Origin of the sequence: Streptomyces sp. NPDC092045 (assembly GCF_044756005.1) — a bacterium.
Taxonomy (GTDB): domain Bacteria; phylum Actinomycetota; class Actinomycetes; order Streptomycetales; family Streptomycetaceae; genus Streptomyces.
Genome location: NZ_JBIVSC010000007.1, coordinates 15,116 through 33,866 on the forward strand (window position 1 = coordinate 15,116; position 18,751 = coordinate 33,866).

The 18,751-nt window shown below is 75.2% G+C and carries 20 protein-coding genes and 1 riboswitch; of the genes, 7 read left to right on the plus strand and 13 right to left on the minus strand.

Annotated features, from left to right (window positions below):
* Positions 1–135: 135 nt before the first annotated feature.
* A complete protein-coding gene (locus ACIQKA_RS19285) occupies positions 136–915 on the minus strand; it encodes an alpha/beta fold hydrolase (protein ID WP_391094890.1) in 780 nt (259 codons plus the stop codon).
* Positions 916–1,085: 170 nt separating this feature from the next.
* Here ACIQKA_RS19285 and ACIQKA_RS19290 point away from each other — a divergent pair, with 170 nt between their 5' ends.
* Positions 1,086–1,523, plus strand: a complete 438-nt coding sequence (locus ACIQKA_RS19290; protein WP_383154354.1) for a nitroreductase family deazaflavin-dependent oxidoreductase — start codon at positions 1,086–1,088, stop codon at positions 1,521–1,523.
* Positions 1,524–1,583: 60 nt separating this feature from the next.
* Here ACIQKA_RS19290 and ACIQKA_RS19295 read toward each other — a convergent pair whose 3' ends face one another.
* The 3 genes from ACIQKA_RS19295 to ACIQKA_RS19305 all read right to left on the minus strand — a co-directional run bounded on the left by ACIQKA_RS19295 (position 1,584) and on the right by ACIQKA_RS19305 (position 5,011).
* Positions 1,584–2,768: an ABC transporter substrate-binding protein gene (locus tag ACIQKA_RS19295; RefSeq protein ID WP_402541659.1), complete on the minus strand. Its 1,185-nt coding sequence runs from the start codon at positions 2,766–2,768 to the stop codon at positions 1,584–1,586.
* Positions 2,769–3,106: 338 nt separating this feature from the next.
* Positions 3,107–3,943 carry a ketose-bisphosphate aldolase gene (locus ACIQKA_RS19300; protein ID WP_383154351.1) on the minus strand — a complete coding sequence of 279 codons (837 nt, stop codon included), beginning with the start codon at positions 3,941–3,943 and terminating at the stop codon, positions 3,107–3,109.
* Positions 3,944–4,087: 144 nt separating this feature from the next.
* Positions 4,088–5,011, minus strand: a complete 924-nt coding sequence (locus ACIQKA_RS19305) for an SIS domain-containing protein (protein WP_383154348.1) — start codon at positions 5,009–5,011, stop codon at positions 4,088–4,090.
* 149 nt (positions 5,012–5,160) lie between these two features.
* On the opposite strand from ACIQKA_RS19305, the gene ACIQKA_RS19310 reads away from it, so the two are divergent.
* Positions 5,161–5,967, plus strand: a complete 807-nt coding sequence (locus ACIQKA_RS19310) for a DeoR/GlpR family DNA-binding transcription regulator (RefSeq protein ID WP_402541660.1) — start codon at positions 5,161–5,163, stop codon at positions 5,965–5,967.
* Positions 5,968–6,066: 99 nt separating this feature from the next.
* On the opposite strand, the gene ACIQKA_RS19315 is transcribed toward ACIQKA_RS19310, so the two are convergent.
* Positions 6,067–6,687, minus strand: a complete 621-nt coding sequence (locus ACIQKA_RS19315; protein WP_402541661.1) for a hypothetical protein — start codon at positions 6,685–6,687, stop codon at positions 6,067–6,069.
* Positions 6,688–7,059: 372 nt separating this feature from the next.
* Positions 7,060–7,243: riboswitch (cyclic di-AMP (ydaO/yuaA leader) on the plus strand.
* Between the two features lie 4 nt (positions 7,244–7,247).
* Between ACIQKA_RS19315 and ACIQKA_RS19320 the strand changes: the two genes are divergently transcribed.
* A complete protein-coding gene (locus tag ACIQKA_RS19320) occupies positions 7,248–8,162 on the plus strand; it encodes a transglycosylase SLT domain-containing protein (protein WP_402541663.1) in 915 nt (304 codons plus the stop codon).
* Here ACIQKA_RS19320 and ACIQKA_RS19325 read toward each other — a convergent pair.
* On the minus strand, positions 8,146–9,483 hold the full coding sequence (locus tag ACIQKA_RS19325; RefSeq protein ID WP_402541664.1) for a phosphoribosyltransferase family protein: 1,338 nt from the start codon (positions 9,481–9,483) through the stop codon (positions 8,146–8,148). The genes ACIQKA_RS19320 and ACIQKA_RS19325 overlap by 17 nt on opposite strands.
* Before the next feature lie 308 nt (positions 9,484–9,791).
* On the opposite strand from ACIQKA_RS19325, the gene ACIQKA_RS19330 reads away from it, so the two are divergent.
* Entirely contained in the window at positions 9,792–12,311 is a 2,520-nt protein-coding gene (locus tag ACIQKA_RS19330) for a SpoIIE family protein phosphatase (RefSeq protein WP_402541665.1), read from the plus strand.
* Between the two features lie 240 nt (positions 12,312–12,551).
* On the plus strand, positions 12,552–12,812 hold the full coding sequence (locus ACIQKA_RS19335) for a type B 50S ribosomal protein L31 (protein ID WP_383432897.1): 261 nt from the start codon (positions 12,552–12,554) through the stop codon (positions 12,810–12,812).
* A gap of 151 nt (positions 12,813–12,963) precedes the next feature.
* Here ACIQKA_RS19335 and ACIQKA_RS19340 read toward each other — a convergent pair whose 3' ends face one another.
* The 6 genes from ACIQKA_RS19340 to ACIQKA_RS19365 form a co-directional block, all read right to left on the minus strand.
* Positions 12,964–13,461, minus strand: a complete 498-nt coding sequence (locus ACIQKA_RS19340) for a peptidylprolyl isomerase (RefSeq protein ID WP_383154335.1) — start codon at positions 13,459–13,461, stop codon at positions 12,964–12,966.
* A gap of 133 nt (positions 13,462–13,594) precedes the next feature.
* Positions 13,595–13,816: a hypothetical protein gene (locus tag ACIQKA_RS19345; protein WP_383154333.1), complete on the minus strand. Its 222-nt coding sequence runs from the start codon at positions 13,814–13,816 to the stop codon at positions 13,595–13,597.
* A gap of 30 nt (positions 13,817–13,846) precedes the next feature.
* On the minus strand, positions 13,847–14,494 hold the full coding sequence (locus ACIQKA_RS19350; RefSeq protein WP_402541666.1) for a DUF6629 family protein: 648 nt from the start codon (positions 14,492–14,494) through the stop codon (positions 13,847–13,849).
* Positions 14,495–14,858: 364 nt separating this feature from the next.
* Positions 14,859–15,353: an NUDIX domain-containing protein gene (locus ACIQKA_RS19355; protein ID WP_383154328.1), complete on the minus strand. Its 495-nt coding sequence runs from the start codon at positions 15,351–15,353 to the stop codon at positions 14,859–14,861.
* Between the two features lie 98 nt (positions 15,354–15,451).
* Positions 15,452–16,339: a YhjD/YihY/BrkB family envelope integrity protein gene (locus tag ACIQKA_RS19360; RefSeq protein WP_402541667.1), complete on the minus strand. Its 888-nt coding sequence runs from the start codon at positions 16,337–16,339 to the stop codon at positions 15,452–15,454.
* A gap of 124 nt (positions 16,340–16,463) precedes the next feature.
* Positions 16,464–16,937, minus strand: coding sequence for a winged helix-turn-helix transcriptional regulator (locus tag ACIQKA_RS19365; protein ID WP_383445610.1), 474 nt, complete (start codon positions 16,935–16,937; stop codon positions 16,464–16,466).
* Between the two features lie 101 nt (positions 16,938–17,038).
* Between ACIQKA_RS19365 and ACIQKA_RS19370 the strand changes: the two genes are divergently transcribed.
* Positions 17,039–17,530, plus strand: coding sequence for a PaaI family thioesterase (locus ACIQKA_RS19370; protein WP_383445613.1), 492 nt, complete (start codon positions 17,039–17,041; stop codon positions 17,528–17,530).
* Between the two features lie 42 nt (positions 17,531–17,572).
* Here ACIQKA_RS19370 and ACIQKA_RS19375 read toward each other — a convergent pair whose 3' ends face one another.
* Entirely contained in the window at positions 17,573–17,947 is a 375-nt protein-coding gene (locus ACIQKA_RS19375; protein ID WP_383154318.1) for a luciferase family protein, read from the minus strand.
* Positions 17,948–18,154: 207 nt separating this feature from the next.
* On the opposite strand from ACIQKA_RS19375, the gene ACIQKA_RS19380 reads away from it, so the two are divergent.
* The gene (locus tag ACIQKA_RS19380) at positions 18,155–18,751 is read left to right on the plus strand and encodes a nucleosidase (protein WP_402541669.1); all 597 of its coding nucleotides are present in this window, start codon (positions 18,155–18,157) and stop codon (positions 18,749–18,751) included.

Genomic DNA, 18,751 nt, shown 5'->3' on the forward strand with positions numbered 1-18,751 from the left:
TCCGGCCCGTCCGGACCGTCCGGTCGCGGAGGCCGTCCAGCCCTTGGGGTCCGTGGGGTCCTCGGAGTCCGCAGCGCCCGTGCGGTCCTCGGAGTCCCTCCGATCCGTCCGATCCCTGGAGCCCTTGGAGCCCGTCTAGTCCACGGAGTGCGCCGGAGCCTCCGCGAGGGAGCGGGCGAGCGCCTCGGCGAAGCCGTCCGGGTTGTCCAGCATCAGGTTGTGCCCCGCGTCGGGGACCACGGTCACCGGGACGCCGAACGCGGCGGCCTTCTCCGCGGCGGCGTCCGGCAGGCTCGCCTCCCCGACGAGGAACGCGCGGGGCGCCGTGATCCCGGCCAGCAGGTCCCCCGTGGCGGGTGTGCTCCCCTCGACGAGCGCCACCGCGCTGCGGTGGACGGCCAGCGGGTCGGCGAGGCGCAGCCGGGCGGCGTAGTCGGCGCGTCCGGCGAGGGCGAGCATGCGGGAGAAGCCCCTCTCCACGAACGCCTCCTCGCTCTGGGCGGCCACCGGCGAGCTGAACGGGCCCCCGCCCGCGTACAGGTTGGGCTCGGCCACCACGAGCCGGGCGACCAGGTCGGGCCGGGCCGCCGCCAGGTGGACGGCCACGGCGCCGCCCATCGAGTGCCCGACGAGGTCCACCCCCGCCACGCCCAGGTGGTCGAGGACGGCGGCCACCACCGCCGCCTGGGACTCCATGCGGTAGTCGAAGTCCGCGGGCCGGTCGCTCAGTCCGTGTCCGAGGAGGTCCACCAGGAGCGCCCGGCCGCCGCGGAGCGCGGGGTGGGTGGCGATGTGGGCGAAGTCCGAGGCGGCCGTGCACCCGAGGCCGTGGACGAAGACCCGTACGGGTCCTTCCCCCGGCAGGTCGAGCCACCGGACGCACGCCCGCTCCCGCGTCAGGAACAACTCCCGCATGCCGTTGCTCCCCCGCGCCGTACCGCCGTCGTGTCGCCGTCGTGCGCCACTCTACGGGCCGGTACCGACACCACCCGCCGGAGCGGCCTGCTCCCGCGCGCGGGGGCGGTCGGATAGCGTCGGGTCCGACGCCGAGCCGGCGACGCCGGACACGACCCGAAAGGACGCCCATGCCCCTCGAAGGTGAGTACGAGCCCAGCCCGGAGGAGTGGGTGCGGAACCAGGTCGAGCTCTACGAGTCCTCCGGGGGCACGAAGGGCACGACCATGCGCGGCCTGCCCGTGGTCCTGGTGACCAACCGCGGCGCGAAGAGCGGCAAGCTCCGCAAGACCCCGCTGATGCGGGTCGAGCACGACGGGGCGTACGCGCTCGTGGCGTCGAACGGCGGCGCCGTGAAGCACCCCGTCTGGTACCACAACCTCGTCGCCTCGCCGCTGGTCGAGCTGCGCGACGGGACCGAGGTGTGGGACATGAAGGCGCGCGTCGTCACCGGCGAGGAGCGCCGGGAGTGGTGGGACCGGGCCGTCGCCGCCTTCCCGGACTACGCCGACTACCAGCGCAAGACCGACCGCGAGATCCCCGTGTTCGTGGTGGAGCGGGCGGGCTGACCGGCCGACCGCGGGAAGGGCCCGGACCGGGGGCGGTCCGGGCCCTTCCCGTGTGGTCGCTCAGCCGGTGCGCAGGACGCGGAAGCGACCGGGTTCGGCCGGGTCGCGGTCGGCGACCTGGACCGGGGCCCAGGTCCACTGCAGGACGCCGATGCCCGGCGTGCGGGAGAACCGGATCGGTCCGCGGGTGCCCTCGGCCTCCACGCGCGGCCACGACGCGGCGACGGACGCCCGGTCCGTGCCGTGGGAACGCAGCGCCGCGGCGAGGAAGGTGACGGTGTCCCAGCCCTCGAAGGCGACGAAGGAGGGGTCCTCGCCCAGCCGTTCGCGGAGTTTCCCGCCGACCCGTTCGGCGAGCGGGCCCGGGGACTCGGGCAGGTAGCGCAGGAACGGGATCCCGTCGCCGTCCCCGCCCAGCGCCGCGGCCCATCCCGGGAACTCCGGCTGTCCGGCCGGGGCGCCGATCAGGAGCTCCGCGAGCCGCCGGTCGCCCCGGACGGCCCTGACGACCGGCACCGCCGGCTCCGGTTGGCCGACGAGGAGGAGGAGCGCGGTCGCGCCGTGCTCGACGAGCGCGTCGCACAGGGCCCCGGGGGCGAGCGCGTTCGCGTCGAGTTCGAGGACGGTGCCGCCTCGGGGGGCGAGGCGCTCCCGCAGGACGCGGATCCCGGACGTCCAGTAGACGCTCGGCTGGGTCGCCACGGCGATCCGGTGCCGGCCCTCGGCGAGGAGGAAGTCCGCGTAGAGCCGCCAGCCGTGGGACTGGGCCGGGGCCAGGCGCGCGACCCACTCCGTCGGCTCCTCGGTGAGCGCGTCGAGCACGGCGGAGGAGCAGAGGAACGGCACGCCGAGGGCGTCGGCGCGGGCGGCGGCGGCACGGGCGACGACGCTGTGGTACTCGCCCGCCACGGCGGCCACGCCCAGGCCGGCCAGTTCGTCCACGGCCGCCGCGGCCCGCTCCGGGTCGGCCGCGGTGTCCCGGACCAGGAGTTCCAGCGGCCGGCCGTCGATGCCGCCGGTGTCGTTGACCTCGCGGACGGCCAGGTCGAGTCCGGCGAGCAGGTGCCGGCCCGCCTCGACCCAGCCGGGCGGCGACAGCGGGAGGAGGGCGCCCAGACGGACGGGCGGGCCGTCCGCCCGGTGCTCCGCTCCGGGCAGTGACGGTGACACGCTCGGCGGTGGCGGCGTACTCGTCGGCGGCGGTAGCGGTGACGTGCTCGCTGACGTGCTCGCTGCTGTGTTCATCGGGTGGCGCCTCCCCTGGGACGGTGCGGTCGCGGTCCGTCCGGGCCGCGCCGCGCCGGCCGGGACCGGCGGTCCGCGTCCCCCGCTTCCCGCCCCGGTGGGCACACCCGGATGGTCACGCCGGACATTGGATCCGCCGCCGCACCGGCGGGCAACCGGTTATCCGTCCACCGGACCGGCGGACCCCACCGCCGGGCGTACGCCGCCGGCCTCCGCCCCGGGGCCCGGCCGCCCGGTCACGCGGGGGTGGGACCCGCCTCGGCGATCACGCGGTGGTCCGGGGGGGAAGGCGCCCCCGGTCGCGGGGACGCCGAGGGCGACGGCCGCGCGCACCCCGGTCAGGCCGGGGCGAGGACCGCCAGGAGGAGGGCGACCTCCCGGGCCACGGCCGCGCGGGCCGGGGTCAGGTAGTGGCGGGGGTCGACCGCGTCGGGGTGGTCGGCGAGGTGGTCGCGGACCGCCCGGGTGAAGGCCTTGTTCAGGTGGGTGGAGACGTTCACCTTGGTCATGCCGGCCGTGACGGCGGTGGCGAGGTCCGCGTTCGAGACCCCGGAGGAGCCGTGGAGGACCAGCGGGACGTCGACCGCGACGCGCAGACGGGCGATCAGGTCGAAGTCGAGGACCGCGTCGCGGGTCAGCATCTGGTGGGAGCTGCCGACGGCGACGGCGAGGGCGTCGACTCCGGTGGCGGCGACGAAGGCGCGGGCCTCCTCCGGGTCCGTGCGCACGCCCGGGGTGTGGGCGCCGCCCTTGCCGCCGACCTCGCCGAGTTCGGCCTCGACCCACACGCCGTGGCGGTGGCACTCCTCCACGACCTCGCGGGTCGCGGCGACGTTCTCGGCGTAGGGGAGCTTCGAGGCGTCGAACATGACGGAGCCCAGGCCGAGTCCGACGGCCTCGCGGACGAGGTCGGGGTTCTCGGCGTGGTCGAGGTGGACGGCGACGGGGACCTTGGCGGCGCGGGCGACCGCCAGGGAGGCGAGGGCGACGGGTTCCAGGGCGCCGTGGTAGCGGACGGTGTTCTCGCTGATCTGGAGGACGACCGGCCGGTCGGCGTCCTCCGCGCCGGCCACGATGGCCTGGGCGTGTTCGAGCTGGAGGACGTTGAAGGCCCCCACTCCGGTGCCGGCCGCGCGGGCGCGGCGGGCGATCTCGTCGGTCGGCGTCAGCGGCATGGCGCGTCTTCTCCCGGGATGCGGTCGGCTTCTTCTGGGGTGCGGTCGGCGCGGCGGCGGCCGGGCGCGGCCGGCGGGGCGCCGGACACGACGGCCCGGCCGTCGGACGCGGCCGCCGTGTCACCGGGCGGGGGTGTCGGACCGTCAGGCATGGACGTCGGGGAGGACCACGGAGCGGGTCAGGTTGCGCGGGGTGTCGGGGTTCAGGCCCCGGGCCTCCGCGACGGCGACGGCGAGGCGCTGGGCGCGGACCAGGTCCGCGAGGGGGTCGAGGCCGCTCTCGGAGAGGATGCCGCCGACCTTCCGCACGTCGTCCGCGAGTCCGGCGGGGAGGGTGCCGAAGCCCCAGGCGACCCGGCCGGGTCCGGTGATGCTGATCGGACCGTGGCGGTACTCCATCGCGGGGTACGCCTCCGTCCACGCGCCCGCCGCCTCGCGCATCTTGAGGCCGGCCTCCAGGGCGAGTCCGTAGGTCCAGCCGCTGCCGAGGAAGGTGAACTGCCCGGCCGTGAGGACGTCCTCGCCCAGCGGGGAGGCGAGGGCCTGCTCGGCGTCCCGCGCGGCGTCCTCGACGGTGGACACGCCCTCGGGGAGGGCGTCCTCGGCCTCCAGGTGCGCGCGGAAGAGGGCGAGCGCCGTGGTGGCGAAGCGGGTCTGGACGACCGACTCCTCGTCCGCGAAGTCGAGGACGGCGACCTCGTCGGCGAGGTCCGTCACCGGGGTGGCGGGGTCGGCGGTGACCGCGCCCGTGGGCACGGTGCCGCGCAGCCGGGAGAGGACGGCGAGGACCTCGCTGGTGGTGCCGGAGCGGGTGAGGGCGACGACCCGGTCGTAGCGGCGCCCGTGGGGGAACTCGGAGGCCGCGAAGGCGTCGGTCTCGCCGTGGCCGCCGGACTCGCGCAGCTCGGCGTAGGCCAGGGCCATGAACCAGGAGGTGCCGCAGCCGACGACCGCCACCCGCTCGCCCCGCCGGGGCAGGGCGGCGACGTGCCGGGGCAGGGTGCGGGCCGCCTGGCGCCAGGTCGCCGGCTGGGAGGCGATCTCCACGGCGGTGCGGGTGGTGCTCATGCCGGTCTCCTTGCAAGAAAGACTGCGAGATATTGAACGAACATGCTTGAAGTCGAAGACATTCAAGCAGAAACATGCATGACGTTTCCAGATCCCACACCTGTCGACGGCTAGAATCGGACGCTCGCACGACCGGGAGGGAGGGACCCATGTCCAAGCACGAGCGGTGGAACACGCTCCTCGAACTGCTGGCGGCCTCGGGAAGGATCGAGGTGGAGGAGGCGGCGGCGACGCTCGACGTCTCCGCGGCCACGATCCGCCGGGACCTCGACGAACTCGCCGAGCAGCAGCTCCTCGTCCGGACGCGGGGCGGCGCGGTCGCGCACGGCGTGTCGTACGAACTCCCCCTGCGCTACAAGTCGACGCGGCACGCGCCGGAGAAGAAGCGGATCGCGGAGACCGCGGCCGACCTGGTCGCGCCCGGCGAGGTCGTCGGGCTCAACGGCGGCACGACGACGACGGAGGTGGCGCGGGCGCTGGCGCTGCGGTTCGCGAGCGGACGCGCCGAGGCCCCCGGACCGGCGGCGCCCTCGGGCCCGGCGCTGACCGTGGTCACCAACGCGCTCAACATCGCGGGCGAGCTCGCGGTGCGCCCGCAGATCAAGATCGTCACGACGGGCGGCGTCGCACGGCCCCAGACCTACGAGCTGGTCGGCCCGCTGACGGTCGGGGTGCTCAGTGAGGTGGTGCTCGACGTGGTGGTCCTGGGAATCGACGGGATCGACGCCGAGTTGGGCGTGATGGCGCACCACGAGGACGAGGCGAGCATCAGCCGGCTCTTCGCGGAGCGGGCGAGCCGGGTGGTCGTGGTGACCGACTCCTCGAAGATGGGCCGCCGGGCGTTCGCGCGGATCTGCGGCCTGGACCGGATCGACACCCTGGTGACCGACACCGGCATCGCGCCGGAGACCGCCGCCCGGCTCGCCGAGGCCGGGGTGAAGGTCCTCACCGTCTGACCCGCCCGCCCCTCCCGGCGGAGGGACGCCTCGGCAACCGGCCGCGGCGACCGGAGGGACGACGGGCACGGGCGACGTCCGCACGCCCCGGCGGCGCCGTCAGCGGCCGGCGAGCGCGGCGCGCCGGATCGTGGCGTCGAGGAGGTCGAGGGCGTCCTCGGCCGTGCGCCCGGGCGCCCTGTTCCACGGGCCGATGAGGTCCCGCCAGCCCCGCGACCGCAGCTCGGTCATGATCCAGGCGGCCGCCTCGTTCATGGTGTCCGCGCCGCCGTGGCCGAGGCGGTGGGCCGCGAGGAGCGCCCCGCAGACACAGCGGGCCCCGCGCCTGTCGCGCAGCCTGTACGGGGCGTTCTGCCAGCCCCACTCGGTCAGGACGAGGCGCGCGTAGCCGAGGTGGACCGAGGGGCGCAGCTCGGGCCGGCCGATGCGGCGCCAGGCGTGGAGGCGGTCCGGCAGCACGGCTCCGATCCGGCCGGGGAGGCGCTCGACCGGGCCCGGGGCGGGGAGCGCGTCGAGCGCCTCGGCCACGAGCCGTTCCACGGGCACGCTGAGCAGGTCCCGCCAGCTCCGCTCCTCCCCCGGCGACAGCGGCCCGGGGGCGGGGGCGAGCGGGTCGGGAGCGGTCCAGTCGGTGACGATCCGCTGCCAGACGGCGCTCTCGTAGAGGGCGGCGGCCTCGCGGTCGAGGGCGTCGGGGGCGAACTGAGGGGCGGGGGACATCGGGCGGCTCCTGGGTCGGTCACTCCATCCTTCGAGAAGGATGTCGGCTTTGCGCCCTTTGCCCTTGAGTGACCGCGATGCACCCAAAGCGCCCTCACTCCCGCACAGGGTCTCACTCCATAGATTTTCGGCTTATTTCTCCATCAATGGAATTACGCCGCATATTCGGACATAACCCACCGGGTGACGCGACTCACTCCGCACGGCCGGGCACACGACCCTCGCCCGCCCCGCCCCGTGCCGCACAAGGAAGTTCGGCGCTTCCGCGGCCCGACCGATCTTGAATTCCCCGAATTCAGTGATCCAATAAAGAGGACCGCCTCCCTGATCCTCTTGTTATTCGCCGCATTACTGGCCTACGGTCACCTCCATTCGAGCGGAACGCCTAATCCTGCCGCCGCTCGACAACCTCCCTTTTCACCCGACGGCAGGAGCGGGGGACCCACGAATACGCCGGCCCGGAATCCGGGACGGCTCGGGGTGCAGCCGCGTGCGCGCGGCCGGACATCTCCCGTCCGAACCCGACAGCTCACCTCGTAGGCGCCGGAGAGGAATCCGTCATGCCTGCACACGGTAAGCACCGCCGCATCCGCCGCAGCCGCGTCTCCCGCGGTCTGGCCCTGGTCGGAACCGGTGGGGTCGCGCTGTCCCTGCCCCTGATCGCCCCCACCACGGCCGGAGCCGCGACCGCCGCGACCGCCGCCGGGACCCCGGAGATCGCCGTCGGGGCCTTCGCCGCTCCCGCCGCGCCGGTCGCCGCCAAGGCCCCGGCGGCCACGCGCACGTACACCGTCGTGAGTGGTGACTCGCTTTCCCTGATCGCCCAGAAGAAGGGAATTCAGGGAGGCTGGAAGAGCCTTTACCGCGCCAACCAGAGCGCCGTGGGTGACAACCCGTCACTCATTCACCCCGGCCTGGAACTGACGATTCATCGGGGTTCGGCCGAGGCCGCTCCCGCGCGGGCCAAGACGCAGGAAAAGGCCGAGCGGAAGAGCACCGCGAAGGCGGAGAGGGCAGAGAGGTCCGGTACGGCCGAACGGGCGAACCGCTCCGAGCGCCGCGCCACGCCGACCGCCGCCACCGCCACCACCGGCACGGGCGCCTCCGCCGCCGCTCCCGCGGTCGCCGCCGCCCCGGCCGCCGTCCCCCAGTACGCCGACAACCTCGACGGCTGGATCCGGGAGTCGCTGGACGTCATGGCCCGGCACGGCATCCCCGGTTCCTACGAGGGCATCCACCGCAACATCATGCGCGAGTCCTCCGGCAACCCCCTGGCCATCAACAACTGGGACGTCAACGCCGTGAACGGCACCCCCTCGAAGGGCCTCCTCCAGGTCATCGAGCCGACGTTCCTCGCGTACCACGTGCCCGGCACGGCGATGGACCTGTACGACCCGGTCGCCAACATCACCGCCGCCTGCAACTACGCGGCCGACCGCTACGGCTCCATCGACAACGTCAACGGGGCCTACTAGTCGGCGCCGGCTGGTCGGCACCGGTCGCCGGGGCTCTCCGGCCCCGGAAGTGCCCGGTGAACCAGGAGGTGGCGAGCTGCGCCACCTCCTCCAGGGCGCCGGGCTCCTCGAAGAGGTGGGTGGCGCCCTCCACCACGGCCAGCCGGTTCTCGCAGCGCAGCAGCGCCCCGGCCCGCCGGTTGAGGTCCAGGACCAATGGGTCCTCGGCGCCCACCACCAGGAGGGTCGGGGCCCGCACCCCGGCCAGGCGGTCGGCCGCGAGGTCCGGCCGTCCGCCGCGCGAGACGACGGCTGCGACGGGGGACGCGGGGTCGCCCGCCGCCCACAGCGCGGCCGCCGCCCCCGTGCTCGCGCCGAAGTAGCCGAGCGGGAGGCCCGCGACGTCGGGCCGCTCGGCCAGCCGCTCCGTGGCTCCGGCGAGCCGGCCCGCGAGGAGCGGGGTGTCGAAGACGTGCGCCCGGTCGGCCGCCTCGGCCTCGCCGAGCAGGTCGAACAGCAGGGTTGCGAGACCGGCCCCGTTCAGCTCCGCCGCGACCGCCCGGTTCCGGGGGCTGTGGCGGCTGCTGCCGCTGCCGTGGGCGAACAGGACGAGCCCTGCGGCCCCTTCGGGCACGGCGAGCCTCCCGGGGAGCACGGCGCCGTCGACCGGGATCCGCACCTCCGTGTCCCGGACGACGGGGTCGCGCCCGGCCCGGATCCGGTCCAGACAGGCGATCACCTCGTCGTCCGGCGTCTGCGGGAACTCCCGGTAGAACTGGCCGACGGCGTAGAACCCCTCCGGGGTGCGGACGCCGACGGTCTCGTCGGCCTCGCCGCCGAGGCGGGCCGTCCAGCCGGGCGGGGCGACCGGCACCGCGAGGACGATCCGGGCCGCTCCCCGGGCGCGGACCACCCGGCAGGCGGCCAGGGCCGTGGCACCGGTGGCCAGCCCGTCGTCGACGACGAGGACCGTCCGCCCTTCGAGGGGCACGGGCGTCCGGCTGCCCCGGTAGCGGCGGGCGCGCTGGTCCAGTTCGGCCAGCTCGCGCTCCTCCACGGCGGCCAGCGCGCGGTCGTCCACCCCGGCCTCGTGGATCACCCCGTCGTTGAGCACCCGCACGCCGCCCTCGCCGATCGCGCCCATCGCGACCTCCGGCCGGTGGGGCACGCCCAGCTTCCGCACGAGGCAGATGTCGAGCGGGGCGTCGAGGGCGTCGGCGACCTCGGCGGCCACCGGCACGCCGCCGCGCGGGAGGCCGAGGACCACGACGTCCCGGCCCCTGAGGTGGTCGAGCCGGGCGGCGAGCTGCCGTCCCGCGTCACTGCGATCGCTGAAGAACATGGTCCGACGCCCTTCCGGCCGTGCGCCCGCCCGGGCGGGCCCGGGACGGCCACGCTCCTCCAGGGTAGGCGCGTCGGGCCGCTCGGCGAGGACGATCGCGCGCCGGTCGGCCGACTCCCCGGCGGCTCCGGCGGCTCCGGCGGCTCCGGCGACCCCGGCGGCTCCGGCAGCTCCGGCGGCTCCGGCAGCTCCGGCAGCTCCGGCAGCTCCGGCGAAAGGCTTCCGGGACTCTCCGGCCAGGGGGAACCCGACCGGCGGAGGGGCTTCCCGGGATGCGGGCGCTCCGGCTCCCGGGGCATCCTGGCTGTGTGACCTCGCACGGCGCTTCCGGCCCCGGCCCGGCGGGCGGTACCGGGCGTCCGTCCGGGAGCGGAGCCGGCGGCGAGCCCGCTCCCGTGGCCCTGACGTGGGCGCTCGCGGAGGCGGCGCTCGGGGCCGTGGAGGAGGTCGGCGGGTACGCGGGCGGGGTGTACCTGCGCTCCGAGACGCCCGGTCTGCTGCGGCTCGCGGTCCTCGTGGGGCTGCCGGGGCCGTTGTTCCGTCCGTGGTGGCGGATGCACGCCAACCGCCCGTTTCCGGTGGCGGAGGTCCACCGTTCGGGCCAGGCCGTCCACCTCGCGGACGTCGAGGAGGCGATGCGGCGCTTCCCCCAGCTCGTGGCGAGCCTGCCGTTCCCCTTCGCCTCGCTGTACGCGCCGGTGACGGCGGGCCGCGAGCGCTTCGGCGTGCTCGTGGCGCTGCGCGCGCCCACCCCGGGCGCGCCGGTGGACGCACGGGACCGGAGCCGGATGACGCGGGGCGCGCTCCGGCTGGGCGAGGCCCTCGCCGAGCTGTCCCACCGGGGGACGGCGGTCGAGTGGGCGGGCGATCCGGTGTGCGTGCAGCTGCCGACCGGTTCGGGGCCTCCGGTGCGGTTCGGCTCCTTCGACTGGGACCTGGGCGCGGGCACCGTGACGATGGACGAGGGGCTCGTGGAGATCCTCGGCGCGGGCGTGCCCTCGGCCTGCACGATCGAGACCCTGATGTCCCTCCTTGAGCCGGAGGACGGATACGCCCTGTGGGCGGCGGCCCGGCACGCGACGGGCGCCGGCGGGCGCCCGCTGGTGCGCAGGCTCCGGCTGAAGGGCCCGGACGGCGGGCTGCACCTCCTGGAGGTGTCCGCACGCGCGCGGCGGACCGGCGCCGAGAAGGGCTCCCGGCTCGTGGGCACCCTCGTCGACCTCGGCACCGGCCTGATCGGCTCGGACGCCACCGACCGGCTGCCGCGGGCGCTCCTGGCCGTCGACCGGCTCGGCCGCGTCACGTACGTCAACGAGCGCACGGAGCAGTTGCTCGGCCGGCCGCGCAGGGACCTGGCCGGGCGTCCGCTGTGGGAGGCGCTGCCCTGGTTCGGGCACGCCTTCCACAAGGAGCAGCTGCGCGCCGCCCTGCTCTCGGGCGAACCGGTGCGCTTCCTGGCCCGCCCCGAGGGAGGTCACTGGCTGTCGGTCTCGCTGCATCCGGGGCGGGACGGGGTGACGATGGTGCTCCAGCCCGAGGAGGGGGCGGCGGCCCGCGCGCACGGGGCCGGGACGGGGCGGCGCGTCGCGGACGACCCGGCCTCGCCCGGGGACCGGGCGGCGGACCTGTACCGGCCGGTGGCCCTCGCGATCGCGCTCACCGAGGCGGTGACGGCGCGCCAGGTGTCGGCGGTGGTGACGGAGGAGCTGCTGCCGGCGTTCGGCGGGCGGCAGCTGGCGATCTACCTGCTGAGCGACCGGCGCCTCTACCTGGCGTGGGAGACGGGTTTCCCGCAGGGCTTCCTCGAACCCTTCGACGGCGTGGGCCTGGACGCGCGGGTACCGGGGGTGGTCACGCTGACGACGGGCAGGCCGCTGTTCTTCGAGTCGATGGAGCAGTTGGGCCGGGCGTATCCGGGCCTCCCGCTGGACGCGGAGCAGGGGGCGCGGGCATTCCTGCCGCTGATCGCCTCGGGCCGGCCGGTGGGCTCCTGCATCCTCGGCTTCGACCGGCCGCGCGGGTTCGGCCCGGAGGAGCGGACCGTGCTCACGGCGCTCGCGGGGCTGATCGCGCAGGCCCTGGAGCGGGCGCAGCGGTACGACACCGAGTCGGCGGTCGCGCGCGGGCTCCAGGACGCGCTGCTGCCGCACCGGCTGCCGGTGCGGGTCGGGGTGGACACGGTGGGCCGCTATCTGCCGGGCACGCAGGGCATGGACGTGGGCGGGGACTGGTACGACGTGATCGAGACGGGTCAGGGGCGGCTCGCCCTGGTCATCGGCGACGTGCAGGGCCACGGGGTGGCGGCCGCCGCCACCATGGGCCAGTTGCGCAGCGCGGTGCGGGCGTTCGCGCTCGGGGGCCACCGGCCGCAGGACGTCATGCGGGGCACCAACCGGCTGCTGATCGACCTGGACCCGGGGCAGTTCGCGAGCTGCTGCTACGTCCTGCTCGATCCGGAGACGGGCGAGGTGCGGGCGGTGCGGGCGGGGCACCCGCAGCCGCTGCTGCTGCGGCCGGACGGGACGGCGCGGCAACTGGACCTGGCGGGCGGGATGGTCCTCGGGATCGACGACGGGGCCACGTATCCGGTGTCCCGGCTGCGGCTGGCCCCCGGGGCCGTGCTCGCGCTGTTCACGGACGGGCTCGTGGAGCGGCCGGGCAGGGACATCGACGAGGGGATCGAGCGGCTGCGCCGGGAGCTCGCCGCGACGGCCTCGCTGCCGCTCTCGGAGACGGCCGACCGGCTGACCCGGGAGGCCCGGCAGGCCACGGCCCGGCCGGACGACATCGCCCTGCTGCTCGCGGCGCGTTGGCCGGAGCGCGGCTGAGCCGTACGAGGGGCGCCTGTCCAAGAGGGCCGTACGAGGTGATGGGCGCCGGCCGGAGGAACCGTACGGGGTGGTCCGCGCCGGCCGGAGGAGCGCGGGGGCGGTACGCGTGTACGTGTCCCGTCGCCCGGTTCACCCGGTCGGGCCCGCGGCGCTGGTCGGCGGCCCCGGCCCCGGGGAGGCTGGGGGTGCCGCGCCGATCAGGCCGGACGAGTCAGGGCGGCAGCCCGAGGAGGACACGTGCAGCAGGACAAGCAGCCCGAGTACGGCCCCGTGGTCTTCCGCGACCGCTCGGCCGGGTACGCGTTTCTGACCCGCTCCACCGCGACCAGCGACCGTACCATCGAGTGGGACGACGGCAACACGTATCCCGTGATCGACGTCGAGATCTCCTCCGAGAGCCACCCGTTCTACACGGGCAAGGCGCGGACCGTGGACACCGAGGGCCGGATCGCCAGGTTCGAGCGCCGTTTCGGCGAGCAGGGCCCTTCGGAGGGCTGAGCCCGTCCCGGGGCCGCGCCCGGCTTCGGAGCGCGGCGGGCCCCGGAAGGACGCGGCGGGGCGGGAACACGGGTCCGTGGGACCGCGTTCCCGCCCCGGCCGGGGTCGGCGAGCAGGGGCCCGGAGGCCTCCGCTCAGCTCCGGAAGGCGATCAGGCCTTCACGACGCCGGACTCGGCGACCTTGATGGAGGCGCTGGTGGCGCCGGAGCGGGAGCCGAGGCCCTCGATCTTCTTGACCAGGTCCTGGCCCTCGACGACCTCGCCGAAGACGACGTGCTTGCCGTCGAGCCAGTCGGTGACGATCGTGGTGATGAAGAACTGCGAACCGTTGGTGTTCCGGCCGGCGTTGGCCATGGAGAGCAGGAACGGGCGGTCGTGCTTCAGCTGGAAGTTCTCGTCCGCGAACTTCTCGCCGTAGATGCTCTTGCCGCCGGTGCCGTTGCCGTTGGTGAAGTCGCCGCCCTGGAGCATGAACTGCGGGATGACGCGGTGGAACGGGGAGCCGGCGTAACCGAAGCCGTGCTGGCCGGTGGCGAGCTCGCGGAAGTTCTGCGCGGTCTTCGGCACGACGTCGTCGAACAGCTGGAAGACGATGCGGCCCGCGGGCTCGTCGTTGATGGTGATGTCGAAGTAAACGTTGTCGCTCATGGGGACATCCTGTCATTACTCGCGCACCGGGTGCGCACGGGCTGCCTCCGGCCGCGTCACGGCACGCCGGTGCCCCGCCGCCCTGGGGGCGCGGGGCACGGGTCCGCACCGGCGGACACGGCGGACGGACCGGCTAGAGCAGTCCGCCGGTCTCCGGGGACTGGAGGGCGCCCCCGGCGCCCTGGACGGTGTCCTGGAGGACGCTCTCGGCGCCCCGGTCCTCCTGGAGGAGGCCGAGGGGGCTGCCGACGGGGTTGTCCCCGACGACGGCGTTCGCCTGCGGCGGGGGCGTGATGAGGGCCGTGACGACGCCTGCGGCGAGGGAGGCGATGGCGAGCATGCTGCGCTTCTTCATGCCCGGGTCAACTGCTGAACGGCCGGGGGGTTACGGGCTTGCCCGGATCGGACGCGGATCGGGCCCGGTCCGGCCCCGCACCCAGACGAGCAGCAGCAGGGAGGCGACGGCGGCGAGGGCGCACCAGGTGGAGACGAACTCGGTGGTCCACAGGAGGGCGCAGACGGCGGCTCCGGCCCCGGTCAGGAGCCCGAGCAGGCGCAGGCGCAGGAGCCGGTCGCGGGCGAGGAGCAGGGCGCCGACGGTGGCGAGGAGGTACGCGGCGAGGAGCAGCGGCGCGTGCGGCAGGTCGACGACGTAGCCGAGGGTGCGGCCGCGGATCTCGGCGGTGACGGGGCCGGTGGCGAGCCGGTGCGCGAGGACGCCGGCGGTCGCGAGGCCGGCGGCGAGCGGCGGGAGCAGGCGCCGCCGGTCGGCGGGGCGGGCGGCGGTCAGGACGCCGACGGGGATCCAGAGGGGCAGCAGGGGCAGGGCGATGACGGCCCAGGCGAGGGTGGCGGGCCCGGATCCGCCGCCGGCGTGCCAGACGGCGGCCTCCACGACCTGGTGGGCGCCCAGGAGCAGGGGCAGGGCGGCGAGCGGCGCGTCCCCGGGACGCCGCACGGAGGCGAGGGAGGCCACGCCCACGGCGCCGATCCCGAGGCCCGCCCAGAGGTCGGCCGTCGCGCTCCAGCACATAGCGCACTTCTACCCCATATCGGATGGAACCGTACGGCCGTGACGGGTGTCTCCCCCGGTGACACCACCGTCCCCGAGCACTCGGGCTCTCCCCCGCCGCCCACGACGACGCCGGACGGTCCGTGCACCGGGGCCCGGCCGGCCGGGGTCTCCCCGCCGGTGCTCAAGGGGGTCGCGCCGACGGGCGGCTCCGAGGGCGTGGTCACCCTCGGAGCGGCCTTCGGCGTCGAACCGGTCCACAGGTCCTTCCGGCCGCGCGCGCCGGAGCGTCTCGTGGTCGACGTCGCCCGCCCGGTGGGCTGCCGGTCCCGGGGGCGCGCCGCCGGTGCGGCCGACCGGCCGCACCGGCACGCGTTCGCCCCTCCTACGAACCGGTCTCCGCGTACAGGGGGATTCCGGTCCGGCGGGCGCGGTCGGTCGCCGCGAGGCGGGCGAACTCGGCCGGGTCCATCTCCCGCTCCCACTCGTCGAGGGTGCGCAGGGCGTACTCGCTGTGCTCGTCGGGGTCGAGGACGACGGCGGCGATCTGCTCGTCCGTCAGTTCGCCGCCGTCGAAGACGAAGCCGATGTGGTTGGCGGGCCAGGCGTCGCCCCGGTCGGTCGTGAAGTGGGTGCCGAGCAGCCGGGGCTCGCCGGTGAAGACGATCCCGGTCTCCTCGCGGCACTCGCGCACCGCCGTCTCCCAGGGCGTCTCCCCCGGGTCCATGTTGCCGCCCGGCCACTGCCACGTCCCGGAGTGGTAGGTGGCGCGCAGCTGGAGGGGGCGGCCCCTGGTGTCGGTGAAGTAGAGGCAGGCGTAGGCCGTCGCTCTCGGCAGGGTCGCTACGTATTCGACGGGCGGCAGCCAGGTGTGCGCCATGGGCGGCTCTCTCTCGACGGGCCGATGGGATCGCCTCCATCCAAGCGGTCGCGGGAGCACGGCCCGGCCGCTCGCGGGCGGATCACCGGATCGTGTGATCAGGCCTTTCCCTCGGAGCCTCCGGGGCGGTACGGGAGTCGGCGCAGGCGGCGCCGGACGAGCTGCTCGTGGACGAGGCGGCCGACGAGGGCGCCGCCGTAGACGACGAAGCCGACGCCGACGAGCCAGGACTGGAGGACGAGGACGGTGCCGAACTGGCCGTACGTCACCGCGTTCGAGGCGATGAGGGGGGAGAAGACGAGCTGGGAGAAGATCCGCAGTCCGAGGAGGCCGAGCGCGGTGAGGACGGCGCCGGGGAGGAGGGCGCGCCAGCGGATGCGCCCGCAGAGCAGGAAGCGCTGGGACCACCAGAAGAAGAGGAAGGTGCCGAGGGTGTCGCCGAGGGCGACGGCGGCGGTGGTGAGGGCCGGGGCGTCCTCGGGGGCGGGGAAGGCGACGAAGACGAGGAGGGCCGCGACGAGGACGGCGAGCCAGACGACGTGCCGCCACATGGTGTGCCAGCGGGCCGTGGGGAGGTCCCAGACCCGTTCGTACCCGGTCTGCACGGCGGATCCGAAGGTGACGCCGAAGGCGGCGAGGGCGGCGAGGCCGAAGGCGGTGGTGCGTTGCAGGGCCTGTCCCGGCCGGCCGAAGAGCCGTTCGACCTCCTCCTGGGAGACCTCGGTGACGCCGAGGCCCTGGACGAGCCAGCGGGCGAAGCCCTGCCCCCTGGCCAGGTCGGCCGCCGCGACGACGATGAGGAGGGGGACGAGGGTGAGCAGGCTGAGCGCCGCGAAGCCCATGGCGCGGTGCATGAGCTCCATGGCGCGGCCGCGGTTCCACGCGAGGCCGACGGAGGAGGCGGCGACGCGGTCGTGGACCCGTCGGAACCAGTGGCCGTGTTCGGTGGGGGCACCGTCGTGCGGCGGACCGGGTGTGGAGGGCATGCCTGGTGAGGTACCCGGCCGGGCGGCGCGGCATCGCGGGGGTGCCGCCGAACGGGTGGGGCGGGCCCCGGAAGGGCGGGACCGGGGCTCCCGCCGGTTCGGGAAGCGGGCGTCGGGAGGGCGCTCAGGCGGGGAGGGGGCGGGCTCCGGGGCCGGGGCGGACGGTGACGTCGCGGGCGGAGAGGGCGGCCCGCTCCTCTCCCTCGCACTGGACGACCACGCGGACGGGGGATCCGCAGTCGGTGTGGCGGATGTCGAGGACGGGGCCTCCGGGGGCCTCCGCGTGCGCGTCGCCCCACTGCTTGAGCGCGAGGAGGACGGGCCAGAGGTCGACGCCCTTGGCGGTGAGCCGGTACTCGTACCGCGTCCGGGAGCCCGGCTCGCGGTAGGGCTCGGCGCGCAGGACCTCCGCCGCGACGAGCTTGCGGAGGCGGTCGGCGAGGACGGCCTCGGAGAGCCCGAGGTGCCGCCGGAACTCGTCGTAGCGGCGCACGCCGTTGAACGCGTCCCGCAGGATCAGCAGGGTCCACTTCTCGCCGACCAGGTCCAGGGCGCGCCGGACCGAGCAGTTCTCCGTGTCCGTCTCCAGCCACTTCATCGCCCCACTCTAGCCAGCTGGCTGCGTCGTTGACAGTCAGCTTTCGGGACAGCTAGCTTCGGGATGCAGAGTCAGCGGGCCGGAGTGAGCGGAGTGTGGTCGTGGGACGGACGCGTACGGTCGAGTGGGAGGATCCCGCGGCCTCCGCGCGGGCGGCGGGGACGATGGCGGGGCTGGACTTCCTGCGGGAGATCGCCGCCGGGCGGCTGCCCGGCCCGCCGATCGCGTCGCTCCTCGGCTTCGCCCTCGAAGAGGTCGGGGACGGGCGGGTGGTGTTCTCCTTCGAGCCGGCCGAGGAGCACTACAACCCGATCGGGAGCGTGCACGGCGGCGTGTACGCGACCCTGCTCGACTCGGCGGCCGGGTGCGCGGTGCACTCCACGCTCCCCCGGGGGACGGCGTACACCTCGCTCGACCTGTCGACCCGCTTCCTCCGTCCGGTCACGATCGCCACCGGCAAGGTCAGGGCGGTCGGCACGGTGCTGACGCGGGGGCGCCGCACGTCGCTCGCGGAGGCGGGGCTGTACGACGCGGAGGACCGGCTGCTCGGCCACGCGACCAGCACGTGCATGCTGTTCCCGATCCCGGCGTAGCCCTCCGCGCCGCGCGGCACGGACCGGACGGAGCGCGCGGGGTCAGAGGCCCCGGCGGACGCCGGGGACCGGGCAGGTGCGGGTGCAGCCGTCCGGGACGGCGTCGGGGAAGCCGCTGGCCTGGAGGGCCGCGCTCACCAGGGTGGCGAGCAGGTCGATGTCGGACCCCATGTCCAGACGGACCGTCACCCACCCGGAGCCGGCGCGCAGGCGGACGGCGCTCGACCCGAGGAGGGCCGGGCGCAGCTTGGCGATCATGGCGCGGGTGAGGTGGACGTCGGCCTCGTGCTCCCCGTGGAAGTGCACGATCTCCTGCGTCGCGGTGCCCAGTCCGACCTCGGCGCCGCAATGGGCACGGCCGGGGGTCAGCGAGGGCCAGCTCATCAGACGTTCACTGGCATGCCTGGCCGTGTTCATACGAGGAGCGTGCCGGGCGCCGGGGCCGCGCACAAGCGTCCTGCGGCAAGAATCCGGCCCGTGTCCGAAACGGGTTGCCGGAAGGGCCCTCGCCGCCGCGCGCCGCCGCGGCGCGTGGGGAGGGAGCGACCCTGCGTGACGGCGGGGCGGGCGGCTCCGGGCATCCCGGTTGTACGCCGGACGGGCCCCCGAACTAGCGTGGCGCCCATGGAACTCTTGGGAGAGATCACGGGCGACCGCCCCCTGCTGGTGCTCGCCGTCAAGGAGGAGGCGCAGTTCCTCGACACGGGACTGCCGGTGCTGCTCACCGGCATGGGCAAGGTGAACGCCGCGACCGCGCTGGCGACCGCGCTGGCGACCGCGCTCGGCCGGGGGACCCGGCCGTCAGGGATCGTGAACCTGGGGACGGCCGGGGCGCTGCGGCCGGGCCTGACCGGGACGCACGTCGTCGGCACGGTGGTGCAGCACGACTTCGACGGCCGGCTGCTCGCCATGCTGACGGGAGAGTCCTACGGGGCACCGCTGACGCTGCCGGACGGCGGTGACGTGGTCCTGGCCACCGGCGACACCTTCATCTCGGACGAGACCGCCCGCGCCCGGCTCGCGGAGCAGGCGGCCCTCGTCGACATGGAGGGGTACGCCCTCGCGCACGTCGCCGCGGTCGCCGGGGTGCCGCTGCGCGTGGTGAAGCACGTCAGCGACGAGGCCGGCGAGGGCGCCGCGCGCACCTGGCGCGAATCGGTCGCCGGGTGCGCGCGGGTCCTGGCCGACTGGGCGGCGGAGAACGTTCCGTACCGCCCCTGA

Coding starts and splice junctions, on each gene's coding strand:
- ACIQKA_RS19360 (WP_402541667.1), bottom strand. CDS start 16,339: ATGCCCTCCACACCCGGTCCGCCGCACGACGGTGCCCCCACCGAACAC.
- ACIQKA_RS19365 (WP_383445610.1), bottom strand. CDS start 16,937: ATGAAGTGGCTGGAGACGGACACGGAGAACTGCTCGGTCCGGCGCGCC.
- ACIQKA_RS19320 (WP_402541663.1), top strand. CDS start 7,248: ATGCCTGCACACGGTAAGCACCGCCGCATCCGCCGCAGCCGCGTCTCC.
- ACIQKA_RS19340 (WP_383154335.1), bottom strand. CDS start 13,461: ATGAGCGACAACGTTTACTTCGACATCACCATCAACGACGAGCCCGCG.
- ACIQKA_RS19285 (WP_391094890.1), bottom strand. CDS start 915: ATGCGGGAGTTGTTCCTGACGCGGGAGCGGGCGTGCGTCCGGTGGCTC.
- ACIQKA_RS19375 (WP_383154318.1), bottom strand. CDS start 17,947: ATGAACACGGCCAGGCATGCCAGTGAACGTCTGATGAGCTGGCCCTCG.
- ACIQKA_RS19290 (WP_383154354.1), top strand. CDS start 1,086: ATGCCCCTCGAAGGTGAGTACGAGCCCAGCCCGGAGGAGTGGGTGCGG.
- ACIQKA_RS19380 (WP_402541669.1), top strand. CDS start 18,155: ATGGAACTCTTGGGAGAGATCACGGGCGACCGCCCCCTGCTGGTGCTC.
- ACIQKA_RS19310 (WP_402541660.1), top strand. CDS start 5,161: ATGTCCAAGCACGAGCGGTGGAACACGCTCCTCGAACTGCTGGCGGCC.
- ACIQKA_RS19305 (WP_383154348.1), bottom strand. CDS start 5,011: ATGAGCACCACCCGCACCGCCGTGGAGATCGCCTCCCAGCCGGCGACC.
- ACIQKA_RS19300 (WP_383154351.1), bottom strand. CDS start 3,943: ATGCCGCTGACGCCGACCGACGAGATCGCCCGCCGCGCCCGCGCGGCC.
- ACIQKA_RS19325 (WP_402541664.1), bottom strand. CDS start 9,483: ATGTTCTTCAGCGATCGCAGTGACGCGGGACGGCAGCTCGCCGCCCGG.
- ACIQKA_RS19355 (WP_383154328.1), bottom strand. CDS start 15,353: ATGGCGCACACCTGGCTGCCGCCCGTCGAATACGTAGCGACCCTGCCG.
- ACIQKA_RS19345 (WP_383154333.1), bottom strand. CDS start 13,816: ATGAAGAAGCGCAGCATGCTCGCCATCGCCTCCCTCGCCGCAGGCGTC.
- ACIQKA_RS19350 (WP_402541666.1), bottom strand. CDS start 14,494: ATGTGCTGGAGCGCGACGGCCGACCTCTGGGCGGGCCTCGGGATCGGC.
- ACIQKA_RS19295 (WP_402541659.1), bottom strand. CDS start 2,768: ATGAACACAGCAGCGAGCACGTCAGCGAGCACGTCACCGCTACCGCCG.
- ACIQKA_RS19315 (WP_402541661.1), bottom strand. CDS start 6,687: ATGTCCCCCGCCCCTCAGTTCGCCCCCGACGCCCTCGACCGCGAGGCC.